18 protein-coding genes and 2 other annotated features are annotated in these 24,245 nt (G+C 28.5%); of the genes, 2 read left to right on the forward strand and 16 right to left on the reverse strand.

Features of this window, described 5'->3' with window-relative positions; all coding sequences use genetic code 11:
• Positions 1 to 16: 16 nt before the first annotated feature.
• Positions 17 to 2,395, reverse strand: coding sequence for an endonuclease MutS2 (locus tag ACEXNK_RS14000; protein WP_373599587.1), 2,379 nt, complete (start codon positions 2,393 to 2,395; stop codon positions 17 to 19).
• Between the two features lie 143 nt (positions 2,396 to 2,538).
• Here ACEXNK_RS14000 and ACEXNK_RS14005 point away from each other — a divergent pair, with 143 nt between their 5' ends.
• Positions 2,539 to 3,987 (forward strand): aminoacyl-histidine dipeptidase, encoded by a 1,449-nt coding sequence (locus ACEXNK_RS14005; protein WP_373599586.1) that lies wholly within the window; start codon positions 2,539 to 2,541, stop codon positions 3,985 to 3,987.
• A 40-nt stretch (positions 3,988 to 4,027) separates the two neighbouring features.
• Here ACEXNK_RS14005 and mprF read toward each other — a convergent pair whose 3' ends face one another.
• The 11 genes from mprF to infC form a co-directional block, all read right to left on the reverse strand.
• On the reverse strand, positions 4,028 to 6,562 hold the full coding sequence (gene mprF / locus ACEXNK_RS14010) for a bifunctional lysylphosphatidylglycerol flippase/synthetase MprF (protein WP_373599585.1): 2,535 nt from the start codon (positions 6,560 to 6,562) through the stop codon (positions 4,028 to 4,030).
• A 239-nt stretch (positions 6,563 to 6,801) separates the two neighbouring features.
• Positions 6,802 to 9,213, reverse strand: a complete 2,412-nt coding sequence (locus ACEXNK_RS14015) for a DUF3656 domain-containing U32 family peptidase (RefSeq protein WP_373599676.1) — start codon at positions 9,211 to 9,213, stop codon at positions 6,802 to 6,804.
• A gap of 70 nt (positions 9,214 to 9,283) precedes the next feature.
• Positions 9,284 to 9,862, reverse strand: coding sequence for a cell division protein ZapA (gene zapA / locus ACEXNK_RS14020; RefSeq protein WP_373599584.1), 579 nt, complete (start codon positions 9,860 to 9,862; stop codon positions 9,284 to 9,286).
• Positions 9,863 to 9,890: 28 nt separating this feature from the next.
• Positions 9,891 to 12,281: a phenylalanine--tRNA ligase subunit beta gene (gene pheT, locus ACEXNK_RS14025; RefSeq protein WP_373599583.1), complete on the reverse strand. Its 2,391-nt coding sequence runs from the start codon at positions 12,279 to 12,281 to the stop codon at positions 9,891 to 9,893.
• Between the two features lie 15 nt (positions 12,282 to 12,296).
• A complete protein-coding gene (pheS, locus tag ACEXNK_RS14030; RefSeq protein WP_373599582.1) occupies positions 12,297 to 13,316 on the reverse strand; it encodes a phenylalanine--tRNA ligase subunit alpha in 1,020 nt (339 codons plus the stop codon).
• A gap of 56 nt (positions 13,317 to 13,372) precedes the next feature.
• Positions 13,373 to 13,607, reverse strand: a binding site (T-box leader).
• 62 nt (positions 13,608 to 13,669) lie between these two features.
• Positions 13,670 to 14,467 carry a TrmH family RNA methyltransferase gene (locus ACEXNK_RS14035; RefSeq protein ID WP_373599581.1) on the reverse strand — a complete coding sequence of 266 codons (798 nt, stop codon included), beginning with the start codon at positions 14,465 to 14,467 and terminating at the stop codon, positions 13,670 to 13,672.
• A gap of 3 nt (positions 14,468 to 14,470) precedes the next feature.
• A complete protein-coding gene (locus ACEXNK_RS14040; protein ID WP_373599580.1) occupies positions 14,471 to 15,142 on the reverse strand; it encodes a potassium channel family protein in 672 nt (223 codons plus the stop codon).
• A 20-nt stretch (positions 15,143 to 15,162) separates the two neighbouring features.
• Positions 15,163 to 16,539: a TrkH family potassium uptake protein gene (locus tag ACEXNK_RS14045; RefSeq protein WP_373599579.1), complete on the reverse strand. Its 1,377-nt coding sequence runs from the start codon at positions 16,537 to 16,539 to the stop codon at positions 15,163 to 15,165.
• Positions 16,540 to 16,742: 203 nt separating this feature from the next.
• Complete coding sequence (gene rplT / locus ACEXNK_RS14050; protein WP_373599578.1) at positions 16,743 to 17,099, reverse strand: 50S ribosomal protein L20; 357 nt, start codon at positions 17,097 to 17,099, stop codon at positions 16,743 to 16,745.
• Between the two features lie 59 nt (positions 17,100 to 17,158).
• Entirely contained in the window at positions 17,159 to 17,356 is a 198-nt protein-coding gene (rpmI, locus tag ACEXNK_RS14055) for a 50S ribosomal protein L35 (RefSeq protein WP_373599577.1), read from the reverse strand.
• Positions 17,357 to 17,383: 27 nt separating this feature from the next.
• Positions 17,384 to 17,893 (reverse strand): translation initiation factor IF-3, encoded by a 510-nt coding sequence (infC, locus tag ACEXNK_RS14060; protein WP_373599675.1) that lies wholly within the window; start codon positions 17,891 to 17,893, stop codon positions 17,384 to 17,386.
• Positions 17,894 to 18,252: 359 nt separating this feature from the next.
• Between infC and ACEXNK_RS14065 the strand changes: the two genes are divergently transcribed.
• Positions 18,253 to 19,653 (forward strand): ATP-dependent metallopeptidase FtsH/Yme1/Tma family protein, encoded by a 1,401-nt coding sequence (locus ACEXNK_RS14065; protein ID WP_373599576.1) that lies wholly within the window; start codon positions 18,253 to 18,255, stop codon positions 19,651 to 19,653.
• A 36-nt stretch (positions 19,654 to 19,689) separates the two neighbouring features.
• Here ACEXNK_RS14065 and thrS read toward each other — a convergent pair whose 3' ends face one another.
• From thrS to ACEXNK_RS14085, 4 genes are all read right to left on the reverse strand, one after another.
• Positions 19,690 to 21,609 (reverse strand): threonine--tRNA ligase, encoded by a 1,920-nt coding sequence (gene thrS / locus ACEXNK_RS14070; RefSeq protein ID WP_373599575.1) that lies wholly within the window; start codon positions 21,607 to 21,609, stop codon positions 19,690 to 19,692.
• Positions 21,610 to 21,663: 54 nt separating this feature from the next.
• Positions 21,664 to 21,885: a binding site (T-box leader), on the reverse strand.
• A 53-nt stretch (positions 21,886 to 21,938) separates the two neighbouring features.
• Positions 21,939 to 22,541, reverse strand: a complete 603-nt coding sequence (locus tag ACEXNK_RS14075) for a DUF445 domain-containing protein (RefSeq protein ID WP_373599574.1) — start codon at positions 22,539 to 22,541, stop codon at positions 21,939 to 21,941.
• 104 nt (positions 22,542 to 22,645) lie between these two features.
• A complete protein-coding gene (locus tag ACEXNK_RS14080) occupies positions 22,646 to 23,446 on the reverse strand; it encodes a putative sporulation protein YtxC (RefSeq protein ID WP_373599573.1) in 801 nt (266 codons plus the stop codon).
• Between the two features lie 5 nt (positions 23,447 to 23,451).
• Complete coding sequence (locus ACEXNK_RS14085; protein WP_373599572.1) at positions 23,452 to 24,216, reverse strand: DUF6873 family GME fold protein; 765 nt, start codon at positions 24,214 to 24,216, stop codon at positions 23,452 to 23,454.
• Positions 24,217 to 24,245: the final 29 nt, after the last annotated feature.

Genomic DNA, 24,245 nt, shown 5'->3' on the forward strand with positions numbered 1-24,245 from the left:
ATGTTCATCCCCTTAATTATTTTAAAGTTACTATAGTAACTCCCATACCACCTTCACCATATTGTCCTGGTCTTTGTGATTTTACATGCTTATGTTTTTTTAACATCTCTGTTATTCCTGTCTTTAATACTCCTGTTCCGATTCCATGAATTACAGTTACATTTTCAAGACCTGCTAAACAGGCATCATCAAGATACTTATCCACTTCTTCCCTTGCTTCTTCTAGTGTCATTCCTCTTAAATCAACTTCACTCTTAACTCTTCCTGATTTTGATTTAATTACATTTCTTGTTGCATTTGTAACCGTTGACTTAGCATCTTTTTTAGCTTTTTGTAAAGACTTAAATGGAAGCGTCATTTTCATTATACCAATCTGAACAACAGCTTCTTTTTTCTTATTATCTGCAGAAATTACTGTTCCTTGTTGATTTAAAGTTATAACTCTTACTTCATCTCCTGGATTCAAGTCTTTTATTTCTTTTGAAGATGTTTTTGGTACAATCATACTCTTAACACTTGGTTGCAGTGCTCCCATTGAACTTGATATCTCTTTTCTTAGTTCTTCTATTTTTCTATTTTTTTCTTTAGATATACTTTCTTTTTCTAATTTTCTTAGCTCTTTTATAACTACATCTGTTTCTTCTTTTGCTTGCCTTGTTATTCTAAACGCTTCTTGTCTTGCTTCCTCTAGTAATCTCTCTCTTTGAGCTGATATTTTATCTAACTTTGATTCATATTCTTCTTTTAATTTTTGAATTTCTTTTCTAAGTCTTGTAGCTTCTTCTTTTTCTTCTACAGCCTCTACTCTAGATTTTTCCAGGTTATGAATAACATCTTCTACAGCTATAGTGTCTGAATCTATAAATTCTTTTGCTCTATTTATTACATAATCACTTAATCCTAGCCTCTTTGATATAGCAAATGCGTTTGATTTACCAGGAACTCCAATAAATAGTCTATAAGTAGGTCTTAAATTTTCTAAATCAAACTCTACAGCAGCATTTTCAACACCATCTTTAGTTAATGCATAATGTTTTATTTCACTATAATGTGTTGTCGCTATACATTTAGCTCCTGCCATATTTACATCTTCAAGTATTGCTATTGCAAGTCCTGCACCTTCCACAGGATCTGTTCCTGCACCTAATTCGTCAAATATAACTAATGAGTTTTCTGTAACATCATTTAATATAGAAACTATATTAGTCATATGTGACGAGAACGTAGATAAGCTTTGTTCTATACTTTGCTCATCTCCTATATCTGCAAATACATTATCGTATACACACATACTTGTTCCATAATCTGCAGGAATATGTAATCCACTTTGTGTCATAAGTGCAAATAAACCTACAGTCTTTATTGTTACAGTTTTTCCTCCTGTATTAGGTCCTGTTATAACTAATGTGTGGAAATCTTCACCTAATCGTATATCGTTTCCTACTACAGATTTTTCATCTAATAATGGATGTCTTCCATTTTTGATATTAATATTTTTTGCTTTATTTAATTTAGGTTCTATTCCCTTCATTAATAAAGATAATTTACCTTTTGCAAATGCGAAATCTATTTTTCCTAAAATCTCTTGATTACTTAATATATCATCACTAATCTCTCCTACAAGTGCTGATAGTTCACTTAGTATTCTTTCTATCTCTTCTTTTTCTTTAAGTTTTAATTGTCTAAGTTCATTGTTCATTTCAACTATACTCATAGGTTCTATAAATAGTGTTGCTCCTGATGACGATTGATCATGAACTATACCTGAAACTTGAGATCTATATTCAGATTTTACTGGAACTACAAATCTATCGCCTCTTATTGATATTATTGCATCTTGTAAGTATTTTTGATATGTCGATGAGCTAATTATTCCATTTAATTTAGATCTTATAGATTGATTTTTTTGTATTATTTTTCTTCTTAAACTTCTTAATTCACTAGATGCATTATCAGATATTTCTATTTCGCTAATAATTGCGTTAAATATTTTATCTTCAATATCTCTGTATGTATATAATGCATTAGATAATGATTGTATTATAGGATAATTAAAATCTTCTTCTTCAGATGATGACAATGTAGAATTTAGTATTCTAGCTACTCTAAGAGTATCTGCTATCATAAGTAAGCTTCCAGCATCTATCGATGCCCCTACCTTAGCTCTTTTAACTTTATCTTCTATATCGTGTAAACCTTGTAGGCTTACTCCTCCTCTTTTTATAAGGATAGATTGTGCCTCACTAGTTTCTTCTAACATGTATTTAACTTCTTCATAATCTGAACTAGGCTCTAATTTATTAATGTATCTTAATCCTAAAGAAGATGAAGCCCTTTCTTTTAACAAGGCTATGATCTTATCAAACTCTAAAACTTTTAATGATCTTTTATTCATACTTCCTCCTTAAGTAAATTTTTATGTAAATTTTAAGTGTATTTTATGTAAATTTGTACTATACTATTTATATATTATACATAATCAATGCTATTTTGTGATATATATAATTTAATTTAATTTTTAGCAAGGAGATGTTTTTAATGAACAATGTTTTAAATGATTTACAACCTAGTTTAGTTTTTAAATATTTTGAGGAGATATCTCAAATACCAAGAGGCTCAAAAAATGAAAAAGCTATAAGTGATTATTTACGTAATTTTGGTGAGAACTTAGGTTTAGAAACTATTCAAGATGAAAGTCTAAATATAATAATTAGAAAGCCAGCAACTCCTGGTTATGAAAATGCACCTGGTGTAGTACTTCAAGGTCATATGGATATGGTGTGCGAAAAAAATAAAAGCACTAATCATGACTTCATGAAAGACCCAATAAAGTTAAGAATAGATGGAGATTATGTATATGCAACTGATACAACTTTAGGTGCTGACAATGGTATAGCTGTAGCTATGGGACTTGCAATACTTGCTTCTAATGATGTAGCTCATCCCGCTTTAGAAGTTCTTATAACTGTTGATGAAGAAGCTGGTATGACTGGTGCTATGGCATTAGACGGAAGTTTAGTAAAAGGTAAATATATATTAAACTTAGATTCAGAGGAAGAAGGTTACCTTTTAGTAAGTTGTGCTGGTGGTGTAACTGCTTTATCAACATTACCTGTTGACTTTATAAAACCTGAAACTCCTAGAGATGCTTACTTAGTAGAGGTAAAAGGTTTACTTGGTGGACACTCTGGTATGGATATAATAAAACAAAGAGCTAACGCTAATAAGTTATTAGGAAGATTATTAAACTTATTAGATGTTGATTTTGATTTAGCTAAGGTTGAAGGCGGTTCAAAAAATAACGCTATCCCTCGTGAAGCTGATTGCGTAATAATGGTTAATAATGATCAAAAAGATAAATTCATGGCTTGTATAAAAGAAATCACTAGTACATTTAAGCATGAGTTCCAAACTTCTGATCCAGGATTAGAAATAGTATGCTCTGAAACTGCTACTCCTGAACTAATACTTGACTCTACTTCTAAAAATAGAGTTATAAAAATGCTTAACTTAATGCCTAATGGTATACAAACTATGAGTATGGATATAGAAAACTTAGTTGAAAGTTCTACTAACTTAGGTGTTGTTAGAACTACAGATTCTACAGTTACTTTTGAGTGTGCAGTTAGAAGTTCTGTAAAATCTCTTAAAGAAGATATAACTGAAAGAATGAATCTTTTAGTATCTGAGTTTGGAGGAAGCCTACAGTTAATAAGCGACTATCCAGCTTGGGAGTATACTAAAGATTCAGAATTAGAAAAAATATGTATACAAGCTTATAAAGATCTTACTGGAAAAGAACCTATAATAATGGCTTTACATGCAGGTCTTGAGTGCGGATTATTATTAGATAAAATCCCTAACGCTGAAGCTATATCATTTGGACCTAATATGTATGATGTACATACTCCAAATGAACATTTAAGTATATCTTCTACTGAAAATACTTGGAAATACTTATTAGAAGTATTAAAATCTATGAAATAATAAATAAAGAAACTCCTCTGAAAATCAGAGGAGTTTTTATTTATTTTAATTTATTTACTGGCTTTTCAGCTATAAGTATAATCTGTAATGCTGTTGTAAGTATAGATGTTCTTTTTTTATAAGCCATATACTTACCTTCCCAGATATCACAATATTTTTCTTTAAATCTTTTTAATCCTTTAAAAGAATAGAAATTTTGTCCATGAGAATAAATTTGTGCAGCTAATTTTTCTGATAAGAATGAGTATTTAGACCTACCTACATTAGATAAAGGTGCCATTCCCATATTAAATCTAGCATAACCTTCTTCTTGTCCCCACTTAAATAAGTTTACAAACATAAAGTCCATTATCCCATTGCACGTGTCATGAGAAAACCTCATCAGATCTATCGATAATGTATTTTTATTATCATACATAGGCATTAAGTTACTAAATCCTTTTATTTCATTATCTTTATTTCTAACTACAGCTATAGGTTGTTTGCTCAAATATTCTTTATCAAAGAACCCAATATAGAATCCCTTTTCTACCCTTCCACATAACCATTCATCTGAAACTAATTTTATTTCATTAAAAAATTCATCTGTGAAAGGTGGTTTTACAAGTTCAAAAGTGTAATTTTCTTTTTCAACTCTAGATAATGCATTTCTTACACTTTTCATTTTTCTTCCTTCTAATGTAAACTTAGTCAAATCTACTAATGCATCTTCACCTAGTTTCATAAACTCATATCCTGTTTCATGTAACTCTGGCATCATAGTTTTATCTATTGCTGTAAATACAGGAACATATCCATATAAATCAGCTAATTTATAAAACTCTTGAATAGTTTCAAATACTTTTTCTTTGTTTCCTACAGGATTTCCAAGAATAACTATTTTATTTGCTGATACTTGATATTGTAAAACAACATCTTTAGAGTCATTTATATATACATATTTATCCTTTAAATAAACATAATGTATTAATGGAGATCCTCCAAATTTATCTATTATAGACTTTACAGTTTCTTCACATTCCTCTAGTTTTATTTTCGGGAAAGTCTTGTTTTTATTTATTTTATATAAAATCCAAAGTACAAGTAATGCAATTATAAAGCCACTAATACTGAATCCTAATAGTGATGCTCCATAATGCTTAATAGATTGTATTTTGTAATTTGTAACGGGAAGTTTTCCTATCTTACCACTTAAGTTTGCATATACTGTGTATACATATAATATTAAAAATCCTACTAATAATATTATATCTTGGATGAATACACCCCATCTCATTACAAAACTTTCTCTGTAAAATTCCTTTTTACTCGCCCATATAAGAAGTGCTACTATAACTAAGTAAATAGTTCTGTAATAATATGGATCTTTTATACAAGTTAATACTATAGCCCCAATTATCAACGCTAGTGTCATATTGTAGATTCCTTTGGATTTATAACTCATAACTCTAGACATTGCAATAAGTAGGAATCCAATTATTATAGCTGCTCTTTGCGGAATATGAATTATAGAGAAATATGAAAATTTATTTACAATATAAAATTTCCTAGCTAAATCTGGTGTTGCTTCTGATATTAATAAACTTACTCCTGATAATAATACTAATAAAACAATACCTATATGTGCTATTTTAGATAATACAGTCGTTATTATATCTTTTATATCTTCATCCATATGCTCATAATAGTCTTGTGCATATAGTATAAGCCCTATTGCTAGCGGAACTATATAGTAAGAAACTCTATATAAAAATATAGCTAAAAGTACTTTCTCTGATGGTATTCCTAGAGCTTTCAATCCTAGTATTAATGTTATATCAAAAGATCCTATTCCACCTGGTGCCATACTTACAATAGCGGCTACTATAGCTATTACAAATATAGGTAAAAATTTAGCTATAGGAACTGGTTCTCCCAAAATTCTCATTATATTATATATTAAGAATATCGTAGTTGCCCACTCTAATGCTGATATAATCATTATCTTAACAGCATCTATGGTATCTATCTTTTCTTCATCTGTTGATTTAATATATTTTACTATTAAGTATATTGTTAATATTGGAAAATACGTACTTATTAGTAGCGTCATTATACTTACGAAATCATTCATTCTTAAGCTACTAAAATTTGTTATAACATATACAAAACAAACCATAGAAAAACCTGTTAAATTTAAAGCTACTATTTTAGATATTTCTTTTACTAGTAATTTAGTATCTTTAACATGATCTTTATAAAAATTAGTTTTTAAAGCTATAGCTGTACTTCCTCCGAATCCAGCTATACTAGCTATAGAACTAGCGATCCAAGAATATTTATACAATTGTATATTATTTAATTTTATTCCAACTCTTTTTTTAAGTACAAAATCATAAAAACTTAATGGTAGATATGATACAATACCTAAAATAGCTATGATAATCATATTTGATACAGTTAGCCTATGTGCATATTTTTTAAATATACTCATATTAAAAGATTCGAATACATGTTTAAATTCTTTCATTACTATTAAGAAAATTGCTAAAGCAAAAATTATCTTGGCCCATTTTAGCAACTTATGTTTATTCATACTTTTAAATCCCTCCTTAAACTTCAAAACCTAAAAACAAATTATATTTATAATACAAATTTTTACAAATAAATTACCACAATAATACTATTATACATTACTTATACAATTGTATAAAATTTAATTTATAAAATCCACTTACATAATTGTAATATTATATATACATTTGTAATTTTTTTGTTTTCCATATAAAAATATAGGAGATAAATATAATATATTTATCTCCTATATTTTTATATCTATTCTACACCTTTATAGTAATGCCCAGTTGTAAAATCAATTCTATCTAAGTATTTATATAGTTTTTTAGACGTATTTCCTAATTTAAAATCATTGTCTATAACTTCTAAATATGACTCTATTATACTTCTAATATCTTCTAACTCTTCAAAGGTAAAATCTAATCTAAATATGTTTATTCCTGAATTATTTAATTCACCTAAATCTTCCAATACACAAAGAGATTTTGAGTTATATATACTTGTTCTACAGAACATGTCTTGTGATAACCTATAAACTTCCTCTTTAGAGTCTTTTAACGCATATAAACTTTTATTGCATACTGAGCTTCTCTTATTTTTTTTGCAATCTCTAACTAAAACTCCCATAGGGCAGTATTCACTAATCATTAACGGTGTGTATCCATATGTTACACTCTCTATGTCTATTTCTGTATATTTTAACATTTGTTTAATTTCTGTTAGATTTAATTCTTGTGAAATACATATAGCTTTTGCTCCTTCATTTTCATAATGCTTTATTGTTTCACTATTAAATGAGTTTAAGTAACTATCTATATAAAGTTCATTTTCTTTGAATAAGTTTACACATCCTAAATTACTAGCTTGTACAAATAATTTATCATCTTTTACTATTTTATTAAACATATTATACTCATTATTTCTAAGTATTCGTGGAGTTGAATATATTAATTTAATTTTGCCTTCTGTAATTTTTTTAGCTTCTTCTAAAGAATTTATATCCTCATAGTATATAGCATCTAAATCATACTCCATAGCTACTTTTAATTGCTCTATTGACTTAACTTTTACTCTAAGCTTTATGTCATTATTTCTATTTACTATCTTAGGAATATATTTAACCTCTTTATTCTTGAAACTTCTTCCTTTTATTTTTACTCTTTCTTCATTTAGTTTCTCTATAGCATCTCTTCTTAATTGATTTAATATACTTATAGGTAAACTAATATTTTCATCTATTTCAACATCTATATTATCTAATATATATGATGTATTTCCTAACTTACTTAACTGAGATACAACTTTTTCTTCGCTTAAGGCTACTTTCATAGCTTTCTCTATAATTTTATCACAAGTAACAGAAATCTCATTATTTAAGTTATCTTTTAAAGATAGTATAGGTTCTTTTCCTAAATTTAATTGTATTTTAGCATCTATTGGTATTTTTATATTTTCTATGTCTTCTTCAAAACTTTTTTTAACCGAATTTAAAAGATCACTGTCAGAAGTTTTGTATACTATTTGACCTTTTTTTGCTTCACCAATAAAATCTAGCTCAATAAGCTCTCCGCTTTCACCTCTATCACATATTTGATTATTAGATTTTATAATTCTTCCAATAGTTCCTCCACCTAAATTTATTCCATCACCTTTTTTAAGTGTATTTTCTAACATTATTTTTAATCTTTTAGCTTTTCTATTATAATCTACTACTTTACCTATATATAATCCCACATTATTAGGTCTATTTGAGTTCATTATATCCACTCCAACTTCACCTAATATATATCCCTTGGTAAATTTTCTATTGAATATAGTATATAGATTATTCATTGTATCCTCAGATATATCCATTATCTTATCATCAATGTATTTATCTATAGTTTCTCTGTAACTTCTTATAACTGTACCTACGTATTCAGGTCTTTTCATTCTTCCTTCAATTTTTAATGAGTGAACTCCAGCATCTATTACTCTATCTATTTCTTCTATAGTATTTAAGTCTCTAGGGCTTAATAAATATTCTCCATCTGTAGATATTTTTTCACCTGTATTTATATCTATTAACTCGTATTTTTGTCTACAAGGTTGAGCACATCTTCCTCTATTTCCAGATCTATTTCCTATCATACTACTCATTAAACACTGTCCTGAATAGCATACACATAGTGCTCCATGAACAAATATTTCAATATCAACATTAGTATTTTTACATATATGCTCTATTTCTTCTATATTAAGTTCTCTAGCCAAAACAACTCTATCAAATCCTATATTCTGTAAGTACAATACATCTTCTAGTGAATGTGCAACCATCTGAGTACTAGCATGTAATTCAAAATCTGGAAGCAAGCTTTTTATTAGTTTTGCCATCCCTATATCTTGAAGTATCACTGCATCTATATCTATATCATATAAATACTTTATATAATGTACAAAATCTTCTATTTCATTTTGTTTTATAAGTGTATTTGCTGTTACAAATACTTTTACATTTCTTATATGTGCATATTTAACAGCTTCCTTTAATTCTTCTCTATCAAAGTTATTTGCAGAGGCTCTAGCACTAAATTCTTTTCCACCTAAATAAACTGCATTTGCTCCATTTTGTACGGCTGCCTTTAATGCATCAAAACTACCTACAGGCGCTAGTAATTCTGTCTTCATAATTACCTCCTTAAAGTCATTAAAAACTAAAACCTTCAGGTTATTTTGCCTGAAGGTTTTTTTAATTATTCTATTATTTTAAAAGTTTTCCAGAAGCCTTTATATAATTTAACTCTTGTTCTAACTCAATGTTCTTTAATTGTAAATCATATAATTTATTTTGAAAATCTGATGCTAACTTTTCAGCTATTCCAGTTTTTTCATTTGCTTCTTCTAACATTTTTTTAAGATCTTCTATTTCTTTTTTTAATGGGTTCATTTCTTCTAAGTCATTTGATTTATTTTCTAAATCAGACTTTAACTTATCTATTTCAGCTTGTTTTTTATTAAGCTCTTCAACTTTATTATTAAGGTTCATTTTAACCTTTTTCATTTCCAGTTGAATCTCTTGGTTAGGCTTTTCTGCCTTCTTAGCTAATTCTTCATTTTCTTTTACTAGCTTATCATTTTCTTCTGAACACTCAAATAGTAAGTCTGTAACAGTTAAAGCTGATAATATTGCAACTTGAGATGTACTTAATAATGAGTTTGCTTCAGCTATTCTACTCATTTCTTCATCTACATAATGTGCTATTTTTATCATATAATCTTTTGATTTATCAGATACCATAGGATATTCTGATCCATGTATCTTCACTGTAACCTTGTTCATCCTAACCCCCCCTACATTAGTTTCTTAATTAGTTTGATCTTAAGTTTGCATTTAGTTTTTCACTTAGTTCACTTACTATTTTATCATGAACTTTAGCTACTTCTTCATCAGTTAAAGTTTTATCTTTACTTCTATATGTTATTGAGTATGCTATAGATTTATGTCCTTCTTCTATTTGAGCTCCTTTATAAACATCGAATAATTGATAACTTTCTAATATATCTTCACCATTTGCCTTTATTATATCTTCTATCTGCTTAACAAATACTTCATCTTTAACTAGTAAAGCTATATCTCTAGTAGTAGCTGGATATTTAGGTAATGGATTATAAACTTTCGAATTATCTAAGTTCTCAAATACTAAGTCTACATTTATTTCAGCAATGTAAACTCTTTGATTTAAATTATAATTTTCTAATACATCTGGATGTAATTCTCCAAAAGTACCTACACATATATTATTATACACTAATTTAGCGCATCTTCCAGGGTGGAATGTTAAATTTTCAGTCTCCGGTTCAACTTCATAACCTTTGAATCCAACGTTATTTAATATAGTTTCTACTGAACCTTTTATACTGAAGAAATCTACATCTTTTCCATACATACCTATAGATAATTTCTTTGTTTCTACTGGTAATCCTTCTTGAGGTCTGAATGTATTTCCACACTCAAACGCATATGCTTCTTCAACTTTGTGTGATAAATTTGTAGATATTACATCTATCATATTAGGTATTAGAGTAGTTCTCATAACAGAAGTTTCTTCACCTAGAGGATTTATTATTTTAACAAATTCTCTTTTTTCATCACCTTGTGATAAGTTTATTCTGTCTACTCCTTTAGGGCTTACAAATGAATATGTTAATATTTCATTTAATCCTACTGCTATAGCATTAGATTTTATGTTATCCATAAACTTTTGCTTTTCAGTTTTTACACCTGCTGTAGCATTACCTTCTAAAGTTGCAGATGGTATATTATCATATCCGTATATTCTAGCTATTTCTTCTAATATGTCCGCATCTTCAATTATATCTAATCTAAAACTTGGAACTTCTAATTCTAATTTGTCAGAAGATACTAAGTTACATTTAAACTCTAATCTTTCTAGTATATTTACAAATTGTTCCATAGGTACATTAACACCTAATAATTTGTTTATTCTTTCTGGGTTAGCAACTATTTTTTGAGCTTCTACCTTCGTAGGATAGTTATCTACCATTCCTTTAACAACAGTTCCGCATCCTAACTCTTCAATTAATTGTGCCGCTCTATTTATAGCTACTTCTGGTAAATTAACATCTATACCTTTTTCAAATCTTGAAGATGCCTCACTTCTTAATCCTAATTTTTTAGATGCCGCTCTTACATTTTCCTTAGCAAAGTTAGCTCCCTCTAATAATATAGATGTAGTTGTCTCTGATATTTCAGAATTGGCTCCACCCATTATTCCTGCTAAGTCTAATGTAGTTTCCCCATTTGTTACAACTATCATATCAGATGTTAATTCTCTTTCAACACCATCTAATGTAACAAACTTTTCTCCATCTTCAGCACACTTAACTACCATCTTATTAGTTTTAACCTTATCTAAATCAAATGCATGAAGTGGTTGCCCTTGCTCTAACATAACATAGTTAGTTATATCTACTATATTGTTTATTGGTCTTATTCCAGCTTCTATAAGTCTTCTTTGCATCCAATATGGAGATGGCCCAACTTTAACATCTTTAACAACTCTTGCACAATATCTCTTACATAAGTCTGTTTTTATTTCTACATCAAAGTCTATTTCTTCATCAGATTCAGATACATTTATTTCTGGGTATTTTAAATCTTTTCCTAAAGTTACAGCTGCTTCTCTAGCTATACCTAATATAGATCTACAATCAGGTCTATTTGAAGTTATTTCAAATTCTATTAATGCATCATTTATTCCTAATACTTCTCTTACATCCATTCCTAATTCAAATGAATCTTGATGATCTAGTATATATATTCCATCCTTTTTATGTTCTTCAACATATTGAGAAGGTATTGTTAATTCTTCAGCTCCACAGAACATTCCTTCTGATAAAACTCCTCTTAACTTACCTTTTTTTATTTTAAAGTTTTCAGGTAATACTGCACCTATTCTTGCAACAGGAACATGGTCTCCAACTTTTATGTTTGTAGCATTAGTAACTATTTGAAGTATTTGCCCATCTGCAACCTCAACCTTAGTAACTTTTAATCTATCTGCATCTGGATGTTGCTCTATTTCAAGTATTTTACATACTTCAACTCCATTAGTTTCATTTCCAAAGAATTCTACTTTCTCAACTTTCGACCCAGTCATAGTCATCATATCTGCAAATTCTTTAGTATCTATGTCTATATCAACATAATCTCTAAGCCATTTTAAAGGTACTAACATATTAAATCCTCCTAATTAAAATTGATTTAAAAATCTCATATCATTTTCAAATAATAATCTTATATCATCTATTTCATACTTAAGCATAGTTATTCTATCAAGTCCCATACCGAACGCAAACCCACTATAAACTTCTGGATCTATTCCACAATTTCTAAGTACATTCGGATGAACCATACCTGCACCTAATATTTCTATCCAACCTTCACCTTTACACATTGGACAACCTTCACCATCACACTTGAAACAAGTAACATCTACTTCTGCACTAGGCTCTGTAAATGGGAAGTTATGTGGTCTAAATTTAGTTTTTGTATGTTCTCCAAATAATTTTTTTACAAACATATCTAATGTACCTTTTAATTGAGCCATAGTAACATCTTTCCCAACTACAAGTCCTTCTATTTGATGGAACATTGGTGAATGTGTTGCATCTGGAGCATCAAATCTAAAACATCTACCTGGTGATATTATTTTTATAGGTAACTCTTCATTTTTCATAGTTCTAACTTGAACTGGTGAAGTTTGAGTTCTAAGTAATAATTCATCATTTATATAGAAAGTATCGCTCATATCTCTTGATGGGTGATCTTTTGGTGCATTTAATGCATCAAAGTTATTTGCAACAGTTTCAACTTCTGGTCCCTCTGCTATAGAGAATCCCATTCCTACAAATATATCACTTACTTCATCTATTATTTGAGATATAGGATGTTTTTTTCCTACTTTAAATTCTTTAGCTGGCATAGTTACATCTAGTACTTCTTCAGCTAATTTTCTTTGTTTTTCTATGTTGTGTAATTCTTCTTTTTTATTAGATATAGCATCGTTTATAGCCTCTCTAACTTCGTTAGCAACCTTTCCTATAACAGGTCTTTCTTCAGCTGATAACTTACCCATTTCTTTAAGTATACTTGTTATCTCACCTTTTTTTCCTAAGTACTTAACTCTTAAAGACTCTACTTCATCTATATTTTGCATGTCTTTTATTTCACTTAACGCTGCTTCTTGTAAATTAAGTAATTTTTCTTGCACTATAGTCACCCTTTCATTTTTAATTTTTAAGTATTAAAAAAAGCCCTTCATCCCTATCTAGGGACGAAAGACTATTATTTCGCGGTACCACCCTAGTAGCTTGAATTATTTATATAAATATTCCAAACCACTCGAAAAACTTAACGCGTTTTATAACGTCATAACCTACTATTTTTCAGCTATGCTACTCCAGAGTGAACTTCTTTTAATATCTTAGAAAGTACTTTCAGCCTAGATACTTATCTCTGCACTAAGTTTTATTAAAATACTTTTCTCTTTCATAGTATTTAAATATATATAACTTTTGGTTTTACATTATATCATATATAACATATTTTTTCAATATAGGTCTATTATACCATATATTTTTTAATTTCATACATTAATATTGCAGAACTTATAGCAGCATTTAATGATTCTGCTTTTCCATATATAGGTATTTTAACTAATGTATTTGACTCTTTTATAAGTTCATCATTTACACCATTAGCTTCATTTCCTATAACCAGTGCTGTTTTATAATTATATTCAACTCCATCATAAAAGTTGTCTGTATCTAAATAACTAGATACTATTTCAAAGTTTCTATTTTTCAATTCTTTAACAGCATCATGTTGAGTCATATTTATTATTTTCATATCAAATATAGACCCCATAGTAGATCTTATAACTTTACTGTTATATATATCTACACAACCTTTCAAGTTAATTATTGCATCTACTCCAGCTGCATCCGCAGTTCTAATTATTGTTCCCATATTACCTGGGTCTTGTATTCTATCTAAGATTAATACAAACCTGCAATCTTCACTTAAGATTTCTTCTATTTTTCTTTCTTTAGTTCCAACTACCCCAACTATTCCTTGAGTGTTTTCTGTATCTATAAAATCATTAAATATCTTATTTGTAGTTTTGTATATTTTTATATTTCTAGATTTTAAAACTTCTAGAAACTTTTTATGTTCTTCTTTTATTTCAAAATTTTCATTTATAAATACATATTGTAAGTCAGCATTACAATCAATAGCTTGAGTTACAATTCTAAATCCTTCTATCAAAAATTTAGATTCTTTTATTCTATTTTTACTTTTTAACAAAGATTTTGTTAATTTTACTTTTTCATTATCTTTACTACTTATAGATATTATCATTTTTTATTTTCTCCTAAATGTAAAATCATTATCTGAAGTTATAGTACTTATTTTGCTATTTTGACCTATAACAACTAGTATACTTCCAGATTTTAATTGTTCTTCTGGCGATGGAGTTACATTTATATGTTTACCACATTTTATAGCTAAAACAGTTATTTCGTATTTTGCTCTAAGGTCTAACTCTATTAAAGTTTTTCCTTCCCATTCTTTAGGTGTAACAATTTCGACTATAGAATAGTCTGGATCTAACTCTATATGGTCTAGTATATTATTTGATACTAAATTATGTGCTACTCTAACTCCCATATCTCTCTCTGGAAATACAACTCTATCTGCACCTATTTTATATAAAACTTTTGCTTGTAATTCATCTTTCGCCTTACAAACAATTTGCTCTACACCCATTTCTTTAGCTATTAGTGTAGCCATTATAGAAGCTCTTATATCTGAACCTATTGCAATTATCGCTACATCAAAATTTCCCATTCCTAAAGCTCTTAAAGCCTGCTCATCTGTAACATCAACTATAGCTGCATGAGTTACTTTTTCAGCTATTGATTGTACTGCATCATCACTTTTGTCTATAGCCATTACCTGATGTCCTAATAAATGCATTGTTGTTGCTACTGATGATCCAAATCTTCCACACCCTATAACTATATATTGTTTCATATTTGTTCTCTCCTAATCTTTTATCCTACTATAATTTTACCTTCTGGATATCTTATTACTTGTTTTTTGCCACTGTTTTTAGACATTAATGCAAGGAATATAGTTAAAAGTCCTACTCTTCCCATAAACATATATAACATTATTAAAATTTTACCCACAATTGTTAAATTAGGACTGCCTCCGATGCTTAGTCCTACCGTTGCAAATGCTGACACAACCTCAAATGCAGATTCTATTAAGTCAAATGAATTTTCTGTTAAACTTATCATTACTATACCTATAAGTACAGCTGCCATACCTATAAAAAATACACCTATAGATTTTCTTACTGTAGATAGGCTTACTCTTCTTTCAAATACTTCTATATCTTCTTTTCCAAATAAAAAGCTTCTCACTGAAAGTATGATTGTAGAAAGTGTAGTTACCTTGATTCCACCTCCAGTAGAACATGGAGCTGCTCCTATAAACATTAATAAAATCATCACAAATAAACTACCTTGATGTAATAATGTCAGATCTATAGTATTAAATCCAGCAGTTCTCGTAGTTACTGATTGGAAAAAGGATGATAATAGTTTTCCTTTTAATGAAAGACTACCTAATGTTTTTGGATTAGTGTATTCTACAGCTAATATAAATATCATACCAACTAAAATAAGTACAGCTGTTGATACTAAAACAACTTTGGTATGTATATTAAACTTAGATGGTTTTTTATTTTTCACTACATCTAATATAACAGGGAAACCTATCCCTCCTAGTATTATAAGTCCCGATATTGTAATACTTATAGTTACGTTATTTACATATTTAGTTAAAGACGTAAATGGACCACTAACAGTTCCCATAAGATCAAATCCTGCATTACAAAAAGCTGATATAGCATGGAATATACTATACCATATACCTTTTATTATACCAAACTCAGGTATAAATACAGTTGATAATATTAATGCTCCTATACCTTCTATTGTAAATGTCATTAATAATACATATCTACTAAGTTTTACTAAACCTGATAAATCTATTTGATTTAAAGATTCTTGTATCAGAAGTCTTTCTTTTAGATTTATTCTTTTTTTAGTTATTAGTGCAAATAACGTTGATATTGTCATAAATCCTAACCCTCCAACTTGGATTAGTAAAATTATAACCACTTGCCCAAATGTACTCCAATAAGTAGCTGTATCCACTACTACAAGACCAGTTACACAAACTGCTGATGTAGATGTAAATAAAGCATCTAAAAACGGAATTCTTTCTCCTGTTTGAGTTGCAATTGGTAATGATAATAATATAGCCCCTATTAGTATTACCGTTGCAAATCCAATAACCATTATTTGAGATGGATTTAATCTACTTACTGGCTTTTTTATGCTAGAAATAAATTCTTTCATTTGCTTTATTTCCTCCCTCCATCTTTATATATAAAATTATGTTATTATATTAGCTTATCTCATTGCACTTATATTTATAATAAATTACATTATATACCTTGTGTTTAAATATATCTACACTAATATCAAAATTTATCATGTTTTTAACATTACATTTTTGCATACAAAAAAAACTCTGAGTACTAACTCAGAGTTTTATATAATTAAGCTAATTTTGAATTAGCAACTTCTACTAATTTAGCAAATCCTTGAGGATCGTTTATAGCCATTTCAGATAACATTTTTCTGTTAACTTCAACACCTGCTAATTTTAATCCATTCATGAATCTTGAATAAGACATTCCGTTAGCTCTAGCAGCTGCGTTTATTCTTTGTATCCAAAGTTTTCTGAAATCTCTCTTCTTTAATTTTCTACCAACGTAAGCGTGCTTTAACGCCTTCATAACGAACTCGTTAGCTGGTCTATATAATTTACTTCTTGATCCTCTAAAACCTTTTGCAAGTTTTAATACTTTCTTATGCTTCTTACGAGCGTTCATAGCTTTTTTAACTCTTGCCATCGTCGTAACCTCCTTCGTTTTTCTCTTATTAAATAAATTTTTCTATTTTATATTCGATCTTATAAATATGGTAATAATTGTGCTATTCTTCTAGCATCTCCTTCACTAACCATTCCAGACTTTCTTAATTGCATTTTAGTCTTAGCATCCTTCTTAGTTAGTATATGTCTTCTGAAAGCTTTAGCTCTCTTTAATTTTCCACTTGCAGTCTTTTTGAATCTCTTAGCTGCACCTCTGTGAGTTTTCATTTTAGGCATATTAATATCCTCCTCTCAAATATATATCTATTTTTTTGGATCTATCATTACAACCATGTTATTACCCTCAAATGCCGGGGCTTTAGTTGGTTCACCAAACTCTTTTACTAAGTCTATAAATTTAAGCATTACTTGTTTTCCTAAATCCTTATGACCTAACTCTCTACCTCTAAATCTAAGTTCAACTTTAACTTTGTCTCCTTTTTTAAGGAACTTTATAGCGTTCTTAGCTTTAGTATTTATATCATTTTCTTCTATTCCAGGTCTTAATCTAACTTCTTTAATAGTTACAATTTTTTGCTTTTTCTTAGATTCTTTTTCTTTTCTAGCTTGTTCGTACTTAAACTTACCGAAATCCATTATCTTACATACTGGTGGATTTGCGTTAGGTGATATTTTTACTAAATCTAAGTTCTTATTATTTGCCATCACTTGAGCATCTCTAGCAGACATTATTCCAAGTTGCTCACCAGTTTCTGAGATAACTCTTATTTCTTTATCTCTTATTTGATCATTGATTGCTAATTCCTTACTAATAGTAGGACACCTCCAATTTTATATTAAAAAAGACGAATGATATAATCATCCGCCATATAAGTTATCATAATTAAATAAAACACTTTGAAACATTAACTTATATTTACCTTACTAACTAATTTGTTGTAAGGTGAGAAGCGGACTTCTTCTTGTTTTTTATTACTCTATATACTATATCATCCATATATATATATGTCAATATTTTTTCAAACTTTTATTAATTAATTATCAAATTTATGGTTATACTTTTACTAAGTATTAGTATTTTAATATTAAAATGTAAAAATTTTATAATATTTAATTCAAAAAGAGGCAAATATATCTAGTAACAACAATTTTTATAACTGAGGTGTTTGACTATGAAAATGTTAGATAATTTTTTTAAAAAAATCAATAAACCTGTACCGGCATTCAATCATACTAAATTAGAAAAAGAAACTTCTAATGACAATTCAGATTCAACTAAGCCTAAAACAACTTTTAATGATGTTGCAGGTTTAGAAGAAGTAAAAGAAGAACTTTTTGAAATAGTAGATTTTATGAGAAATCCAGACAAGTATAAAAAGATGGGTGCTAAAATACCTAAAGGAGTATTATTTTACGGTCCTCCTGGTACAGGTAAAACTTTACTTGCCTCAGCAATGGCAGGAGAAACAAATGCATCATTTTTTAATGTAACAGGTTCTGAATTCGTAGAAAAATATGTTGGTGTTGGTGCCAAGAGGGTTAGAACATTATTTGAAAAAGCTAGAAAAGATGCTCCTAGTATAATCTTTATAGATGAGATAGATGCAATTGGAGCAAAAAGACATTTGGAAAGCAACAACGAAAAAGATCAAACTTTAAATCAATTATTAGTAGAAATGGATGGTTTTAATAAAGATTCCAATATACTTATAGTTGGCTCTACAAACAGACTAGATTTATTAGATGACGCTCTCCTTAGACCTGGAAGATTTGATAGACATATTCATATAGGAGATCCTAATTATCATACAAGATTAGAAATTTTAAAAGTTCATACTAAGAATAAACCTATTGATAATTCTGTAGATTTAAACTTATTAGCTAAAAAAACCCATGGATTTAATGGTGCTCACTTAGCTAATATAGCAAATGAGGCTGCGATATTTGCCGTTAGAGATAATAGCGAAATAATAACTAACCTTCATTTCGATAAAGCAATAGAAAGAGTTATAGCAGGGCTCGAATCTAAAAACGCTAAATTAATAGAAAAAGAAAAACGAATTGTATCTTATCACGAAGCTGGACATGCATTGGTCAGCAATACATTAGGTATAAACCCAATACAAAAAATTTCCATAATACCTAGAGGCCAAGCTCTTGGTTATGTTCTTCAACTTCCAGATGAAGATAGATATATTTATACTAAAGATGAGCTTTTAGGTAAGATTAAAATTTTACTTGCAGGTAAAGCTGCTGAAGAAATTATATTTGGGCATAAATCTACTGGAGCTAAAGATGACCTAAAAAAAGTAACAGATATTGCAACCCAAATGGTTTGCGATTATGGAATGAGCAGCCTAGGATCAATGACAATAGATAATAATCAAAAAAATTTCTTATCTAAAAAAATACAACAAGAAACAACTACTATAATAGATAGTTGTTATGAAGAAACATTAAATCTTTTAAATTCTAGCCTTAATGACTTACATTTAGTTTCTCAACATTTATTCGAAAAGGAAACTATGACTCATGAGGAATTAAAAGATATAATAAGAAAAGAATGTGTATAAATAAAAAAGTTAGCCTTAAGGCTAACTTTTTATTTATTATGCTTGTATTACATTAGTTCTCTCTTCTACTTCTTTTAAAACATTAGCTATGAACTCTTCTACTTCTATAGCTCCCATTTCACCATTGTCTCTAGATCTTACTGATACTTTCTTCTCGTTAAGTTCTTTTTCACCAACGATTAACATATAAGGAACTTTTTCAAGTTGAGCTTCTCTTATCTTATATCCTATCTTCTCAGCTCTATCATCAAGTTCTACTCTTATACCCTTTTCAAATAATGCCTTTTTAACTTCTTCTGCATAATCTTTAAATCTATCAGATACAAGTAATATTTTAGCTTGAACTGGAGCTATCCAAGTTGGGAATTTACCAGCATAATGCTCGATTAATATACCTATAAATCTTTCTATACTTCCTAATGCAACTCTGTGTATCATAACAGGTCTATGCTTCTCTCCATCTTCACCTATATAATTGATATCAAATCTTTGAGGTAATTGCATATCTAATTGTATAGTTCCACATTGCCAAGTTCTTCCTAAACAGTCTTTTAAGTGGAAGTCTATCTTAGGACCATAGAAAGCTCCATCTCCTTCGTTTATTACATAAGGAAGGTTTAATTCTTCTAGTGCTTCTCTTAATCCATTTTCTGCAGCTTCCCACTCTTCGTCTGTTCCCATTGAATCTTCCGGTCTAGTTGATAATTCTAAATGGTATTCGAATCCAAATGCAGAATATACTTTATCTATTAATGAAACAACACCTTTTATTTCATCTTTTATTTGAGAAGGTAGCATGAATATATGTGCATCATCTTGAGTAAACGCTCTAACTCTCTTAAGCCCGTTTAAAGCTCCAGATAATTCATGTCTGTGAACTCTTCCTAACTCAGCAACTCTCATAGGGAAATCTTTATAAGAATGTTGTTTGAAGTTATAGTATAACATTCCACCAGGACAGTTCATTGGCTTTATAGCAAATTGTTGTTCATCTATATCTACAGTATACATGTTCTCTTTATAGTGATACCAGTGTCCTGAAGTCTCCCATAATTTTTGATTTAATATTATTGGAGTCTCTATTTCAACGTATCCATCTTGTCTGTGTAATTCTCTCCAGAATTTTAATAATTCATTTTTTAATTCCATACCTTTTGGTAAGAATAATGGGAATCCTGGACCTTCTTCTGGTATAAAGAATAACTCTAATTCTCTTCCTAATTTTCTATGATCTCTCTTTTTAGCTTCTTCTATTAAATGTAAGTGAGCTTCTAAATCTTTATTCTTTTCAAATGATGTTCCGTATATTCTTTGTAACATCTTGTTCTTTTCATCCCCTCGCCAATACGCTCCAGTTACATTTTGTAATTTAACAGCCTTAACTTTTTTAGTACTTGGTAAATGAGGACCTCTACATAAATCAGTAAAATCTCCTTGCTTATAGAATGATATTACTTCCCCTTCTGGTAATTCAGATATAAGCTCTACCTTATAAACTTCCCCTTGTTCTTCCATTAACTTTATAGCATCTTCTCTAGTTAATTCAAATCTCTCTATTTCTAAATCTTCTTTAGCTATCTTCTTCATTTCAGCTTCTATTTTCTCTAGATCTTCAGGTGTTAATCTATACTCTAAATCTATATCATAATAGAATCCATTTTCTATACTTGGTCCTATAGCTAACTTAGCTTCTGGATATAATCTCTTTATAGCTTGAGCTAACATATGAGCTGACGTATGTCTAAATACATCCTTACCTTCTGCATCATCAAACTTAAATAAGTTTAATTCACAGTCTTCATTAACTTCAAAATCTAACCCAACAACTTCTCCATTTATAGATGCAGATACTATACTTCTAGCTAAACCTTCACTTATAGACTTTGCTATATCCATAACTGTTGTTCCCTTAGCGTACTCCTTTACAGATCCATCTTTTAAAGTAACTTTTATCATGTTTTTACCTCCTTAAAATTTTTGTATAAAATAAAAAAACTCGGCCCATGAAAATCATGGGACGAGTACTATTCGCGGTTCCACCCAAGTTGGTATGCTTACACATAACCCTCTTGATGACTATAAGGTCGTCAACCGAGTACTTTCACTTCTAAAGCTACTAAACTCCGCTCCAAGGTAGTTTTCAAATAGTCATATCTAGATATACTTTCAGCCGGTGATATATCCTCTCTGTAAAATTGTTTCTATCCTACTTTTCCTCTTCATTGCAATTTTTATTATATTATTTAACATTATAGCAAATCACAATTAATATATCAACTAATTTTTTATATAAATATAGTTATTATTCCTTGAATTATTCCAATCAAGAATCCTAACAGTAATCCTAATAATTCTATATGCTTTAACTCTTTGTCTGCAATACTTAAAATTATTTCTTCTAACTCAATTAAATCTAGTGAATTAACTTTATCTTCAACAATTTCCTGTATATTAACTCTTTCATGTGCTTTTTTTATAATATCATCACTTATCTCATCGATAGAATCTTTAACTTCTTTTTCTATAATTTCATCTATATACCCTTTTATAACAGATTTTATATAACTAGGTATTAATGTAGCTTTTTCATCAATTATAGTGCTAACTTTTTCTTTTATGTAATTTACAGCTTTTTCTTTATCTTCTTCTTTAACTATATTTTTAAGAATATCATCTACTGATACAAACTCATTTTGTATTATTTCCCCTATTTTTAAAGCTATTTCACTTTTTCTCTTAGGTATCAATCCTATTATCTCTATGTTTAAAATTGGTATTTTTATAGGATTTATAGGTCTGAATATAAGCTTTATAGCTAATTTATTAGTTATATAACCTATTATCCCTCCGATAATCCCCATAAGTATTATTATATATATATTGCTCATCTTCTTAATCTCCTTAATATTTTAATAAGAAACAATATATATTTTATACTTTAATATATTTTTTTCAATACATTTATAAATTTTTTAATATAAAATTATTATTTTTAAGATTTATTACTTTCTTCTACCTTCTCTTGAAAAATAGATTTTATAGTTTCTATAACCTCTCTTGATGCGTTTGTTTTTAATGAATCATATATTTGTATATGTTTCGGGCATAAAGATAATAATGTACTTATTAAAAAATCTTCATAGTTTAAATTTTCTTTTATGAACATATTCATAAGTTCCTCATCATTTTCATTTTGGATTATATTATTATATTTATCATATAAAATAAAAGAACTATCTTTCCTTATATACACTTTAAGTGTGTCTATTTTTGAGTCTTGAACTTTTATAAAGTATCTTAATACATTTATAAACTCATCATAATCTTTTTTTATAAGATATTCTTCTAATGCTATATCACAAATATTAGATATATAACTTAGCAAATCTTTCATTCTAAATTTTACAAATCCATCAATATCTATATGGTTATTATTCGATATGTAATTATTTAAATTATAAAATATTGACTCTCTTATTAAAATCTCTTTGTCAGTAAAAATTTCTTTAGATTTTTCATAAATATCATTTTCATTATCTTTGTATATAATTCCGTAAGATTTGTGAACATGTTCTTTTAATATAACCTCTTGAATCAGTTTCATCATCATGTTCGTTAACTCTCTTACTATACCTATTTGAGAACTTACTTGCCCATTATTCACTTTTATTTTTATTTCTATAGTATCTTCATTATAGTTTATAACATTTTCAAATCTAGTAGATTCTATAAATTGATTTACTGCTGTACCATACTTAGGTAATAGACTCAAGCAAATCTCTTTATTATTCATAGTCATCACTCCTTTCTAGTCATAAGAGGAATTATAGAACCTAAATCTAATAGTTTTTCATTACTTAAATTGACTATCTTCTTACCTTTAGATTTAATAAACATATTTATTTTTTCATAATCTGGATGCCTTGATACATCTCCTAAAAACGCAATTTCATTTTTACTTATTAACCCTGTACAACCTCCTATAAATCCATAGTTTAAATCAAACAAATCTATATGCCCCGGAGTAATAAGTAAACAATCAATACCATGTTCTATTACAGAATTATATATACCTTCATCCGAAGTGATTATAGAATTTTCATCAACTACACATATAGAACATTTACTATATCCTTGTTTAATATTTATTTTGATTAATTTTTTATCATTTATGTATTCAAGTATTTTTTTATCAGTATAATCAAAATTATGTATTGCATATTTACCCATTATAACTATATTGTATTGAATATTATAAGGATATTTACTTTTTATATAACTACCCCCTTTTATAACTTCAAATCCTTTTTTAGATAATAAATCCAAATAATATTTATATACATTCGGTGCAACTACAATTTTGCCATTCCCTAAATTGCATACAGTTATATCTGGATGAAATTTTATAGCCCCATAGCACTCATTACATTCTATAGTTTTTATTATTTGTATATTTCTCTTTTTTAATTCCAATTCCATATCGCAAGTAATTCTTTTATCTACCAATGCTAGACATAAATCTTCATTAACTATAAAAGGTTCTTTATTATAATGCGCAATCATATTACCATTCCTTTTTTAATTATTTCCTC

It is taken from the genome of Paraclostridium bifermentans (assembly GCF_964259345.1).
GTDB lineage: Bacteria > Bacillota > Clostridia > Peptostreptococcales > Peptostreptococcaceae > Paraclostridium > Paraclostridium bifermentans_B.

Coding starts and splice junctions, on each gene's coding strand:
- ACEXNK_RS14000 (WP_373599587.1), bottom strand. CDS start 2,395: ATGAATAAAAGATCATTAAAAGTTTTAGAGTTTGATAAGATCATAGCC.
- ACEXNK_RS14005 (WP_373599586.1), top strand. CDS start 2,539: ATGAACAATGTTTTAAATGATTTACAACCTAGTTTAGTTTTTAAATAT.
- mprF (WP_373599585.1), bottom strand. CDS start 6,562: ATGAATAAACATAAGTTGCTAAAATGGGCCAAGATAATTTTTGCTTTA.
- zapA (WP_373599584.1), bottom strand. CDS start 9,862: ATGAACAAGGTTACAGTGAAGATACATGGATCAGAATATCCTATGGTA.
- pheT (WP_373599583.1), bottom strand. CDS start 12,281: ATGTTAGTACCTTTAAAATGGCTTAGAGATTATGTTGATATAGACATA.
- ACEXNK_RS14035 (WP_373599581.1), bottom strand. CDS start 14,467: ATGATAATATCTATAAGTAGTAAAGATAATGAAAAAGTAAAATTAACA.
- ACEXNK_RS14040 (WP_373599580.1), bottom strand. CDS start 15,142: ATGAAACAATATATAGTTATAGGGTGTGGAAGATTTGGATCATCAGTA.
- ACEXNK_RS14045 (WP_373599579.1), bottom strand. CDS start 16,539: ATGAAAGAATTTATTTCTAGCATAAAAAAGCCAGTAAGTAGATTAAAT.
- rplT (WP_373599578.1), bottom strand. CDS start 17,099: ATGGCAAGAGTTAAAAAAGCTATGAACGCTCGTAAGAAGCATAAGAAA.
- rpmI (WP_373599577.1), bottom strand. CDS start 17,356: ATGCCTAAAATGAAAACTCACAGAGGTGCAGCTAAGAGATTCAAAAAG.
- ACEXNK_RS14065 (WP_373599576.1), top strand. CDS start 18,253: ATGAAAATGTTAGATAATTTTTTTAAAAAAATCAATAAACCTGTACCG.
- thrS (WP_373599575.1), bottom strand. CDS start 21,609: ATGATAAAAGTTACTTTAAAAGATGGATCTGTAAAGGAGTACGCTAAG.
- ACEXNK_RS14075 (WP_373599574.1), bottom strand. CDS start 22,541: ATGAGCAATATATATATAATAATACTTATGGGGATTATCGGAGGGATA.
- ACEXNK_RS14080 (WP_373599573.1), bottom strand. CDS start 23,446: ATGAATAATAAAGAGATTTGCTTGAGTCTATTACCTAAGTATGGTACA.
- ACEXNK_RS14085 (WP_373599572.1), bottom strand. CDS start 24,216: ATGATTGCGCATTATAATAAAGAACCTTTTATAGTTAATGAAGATTTA.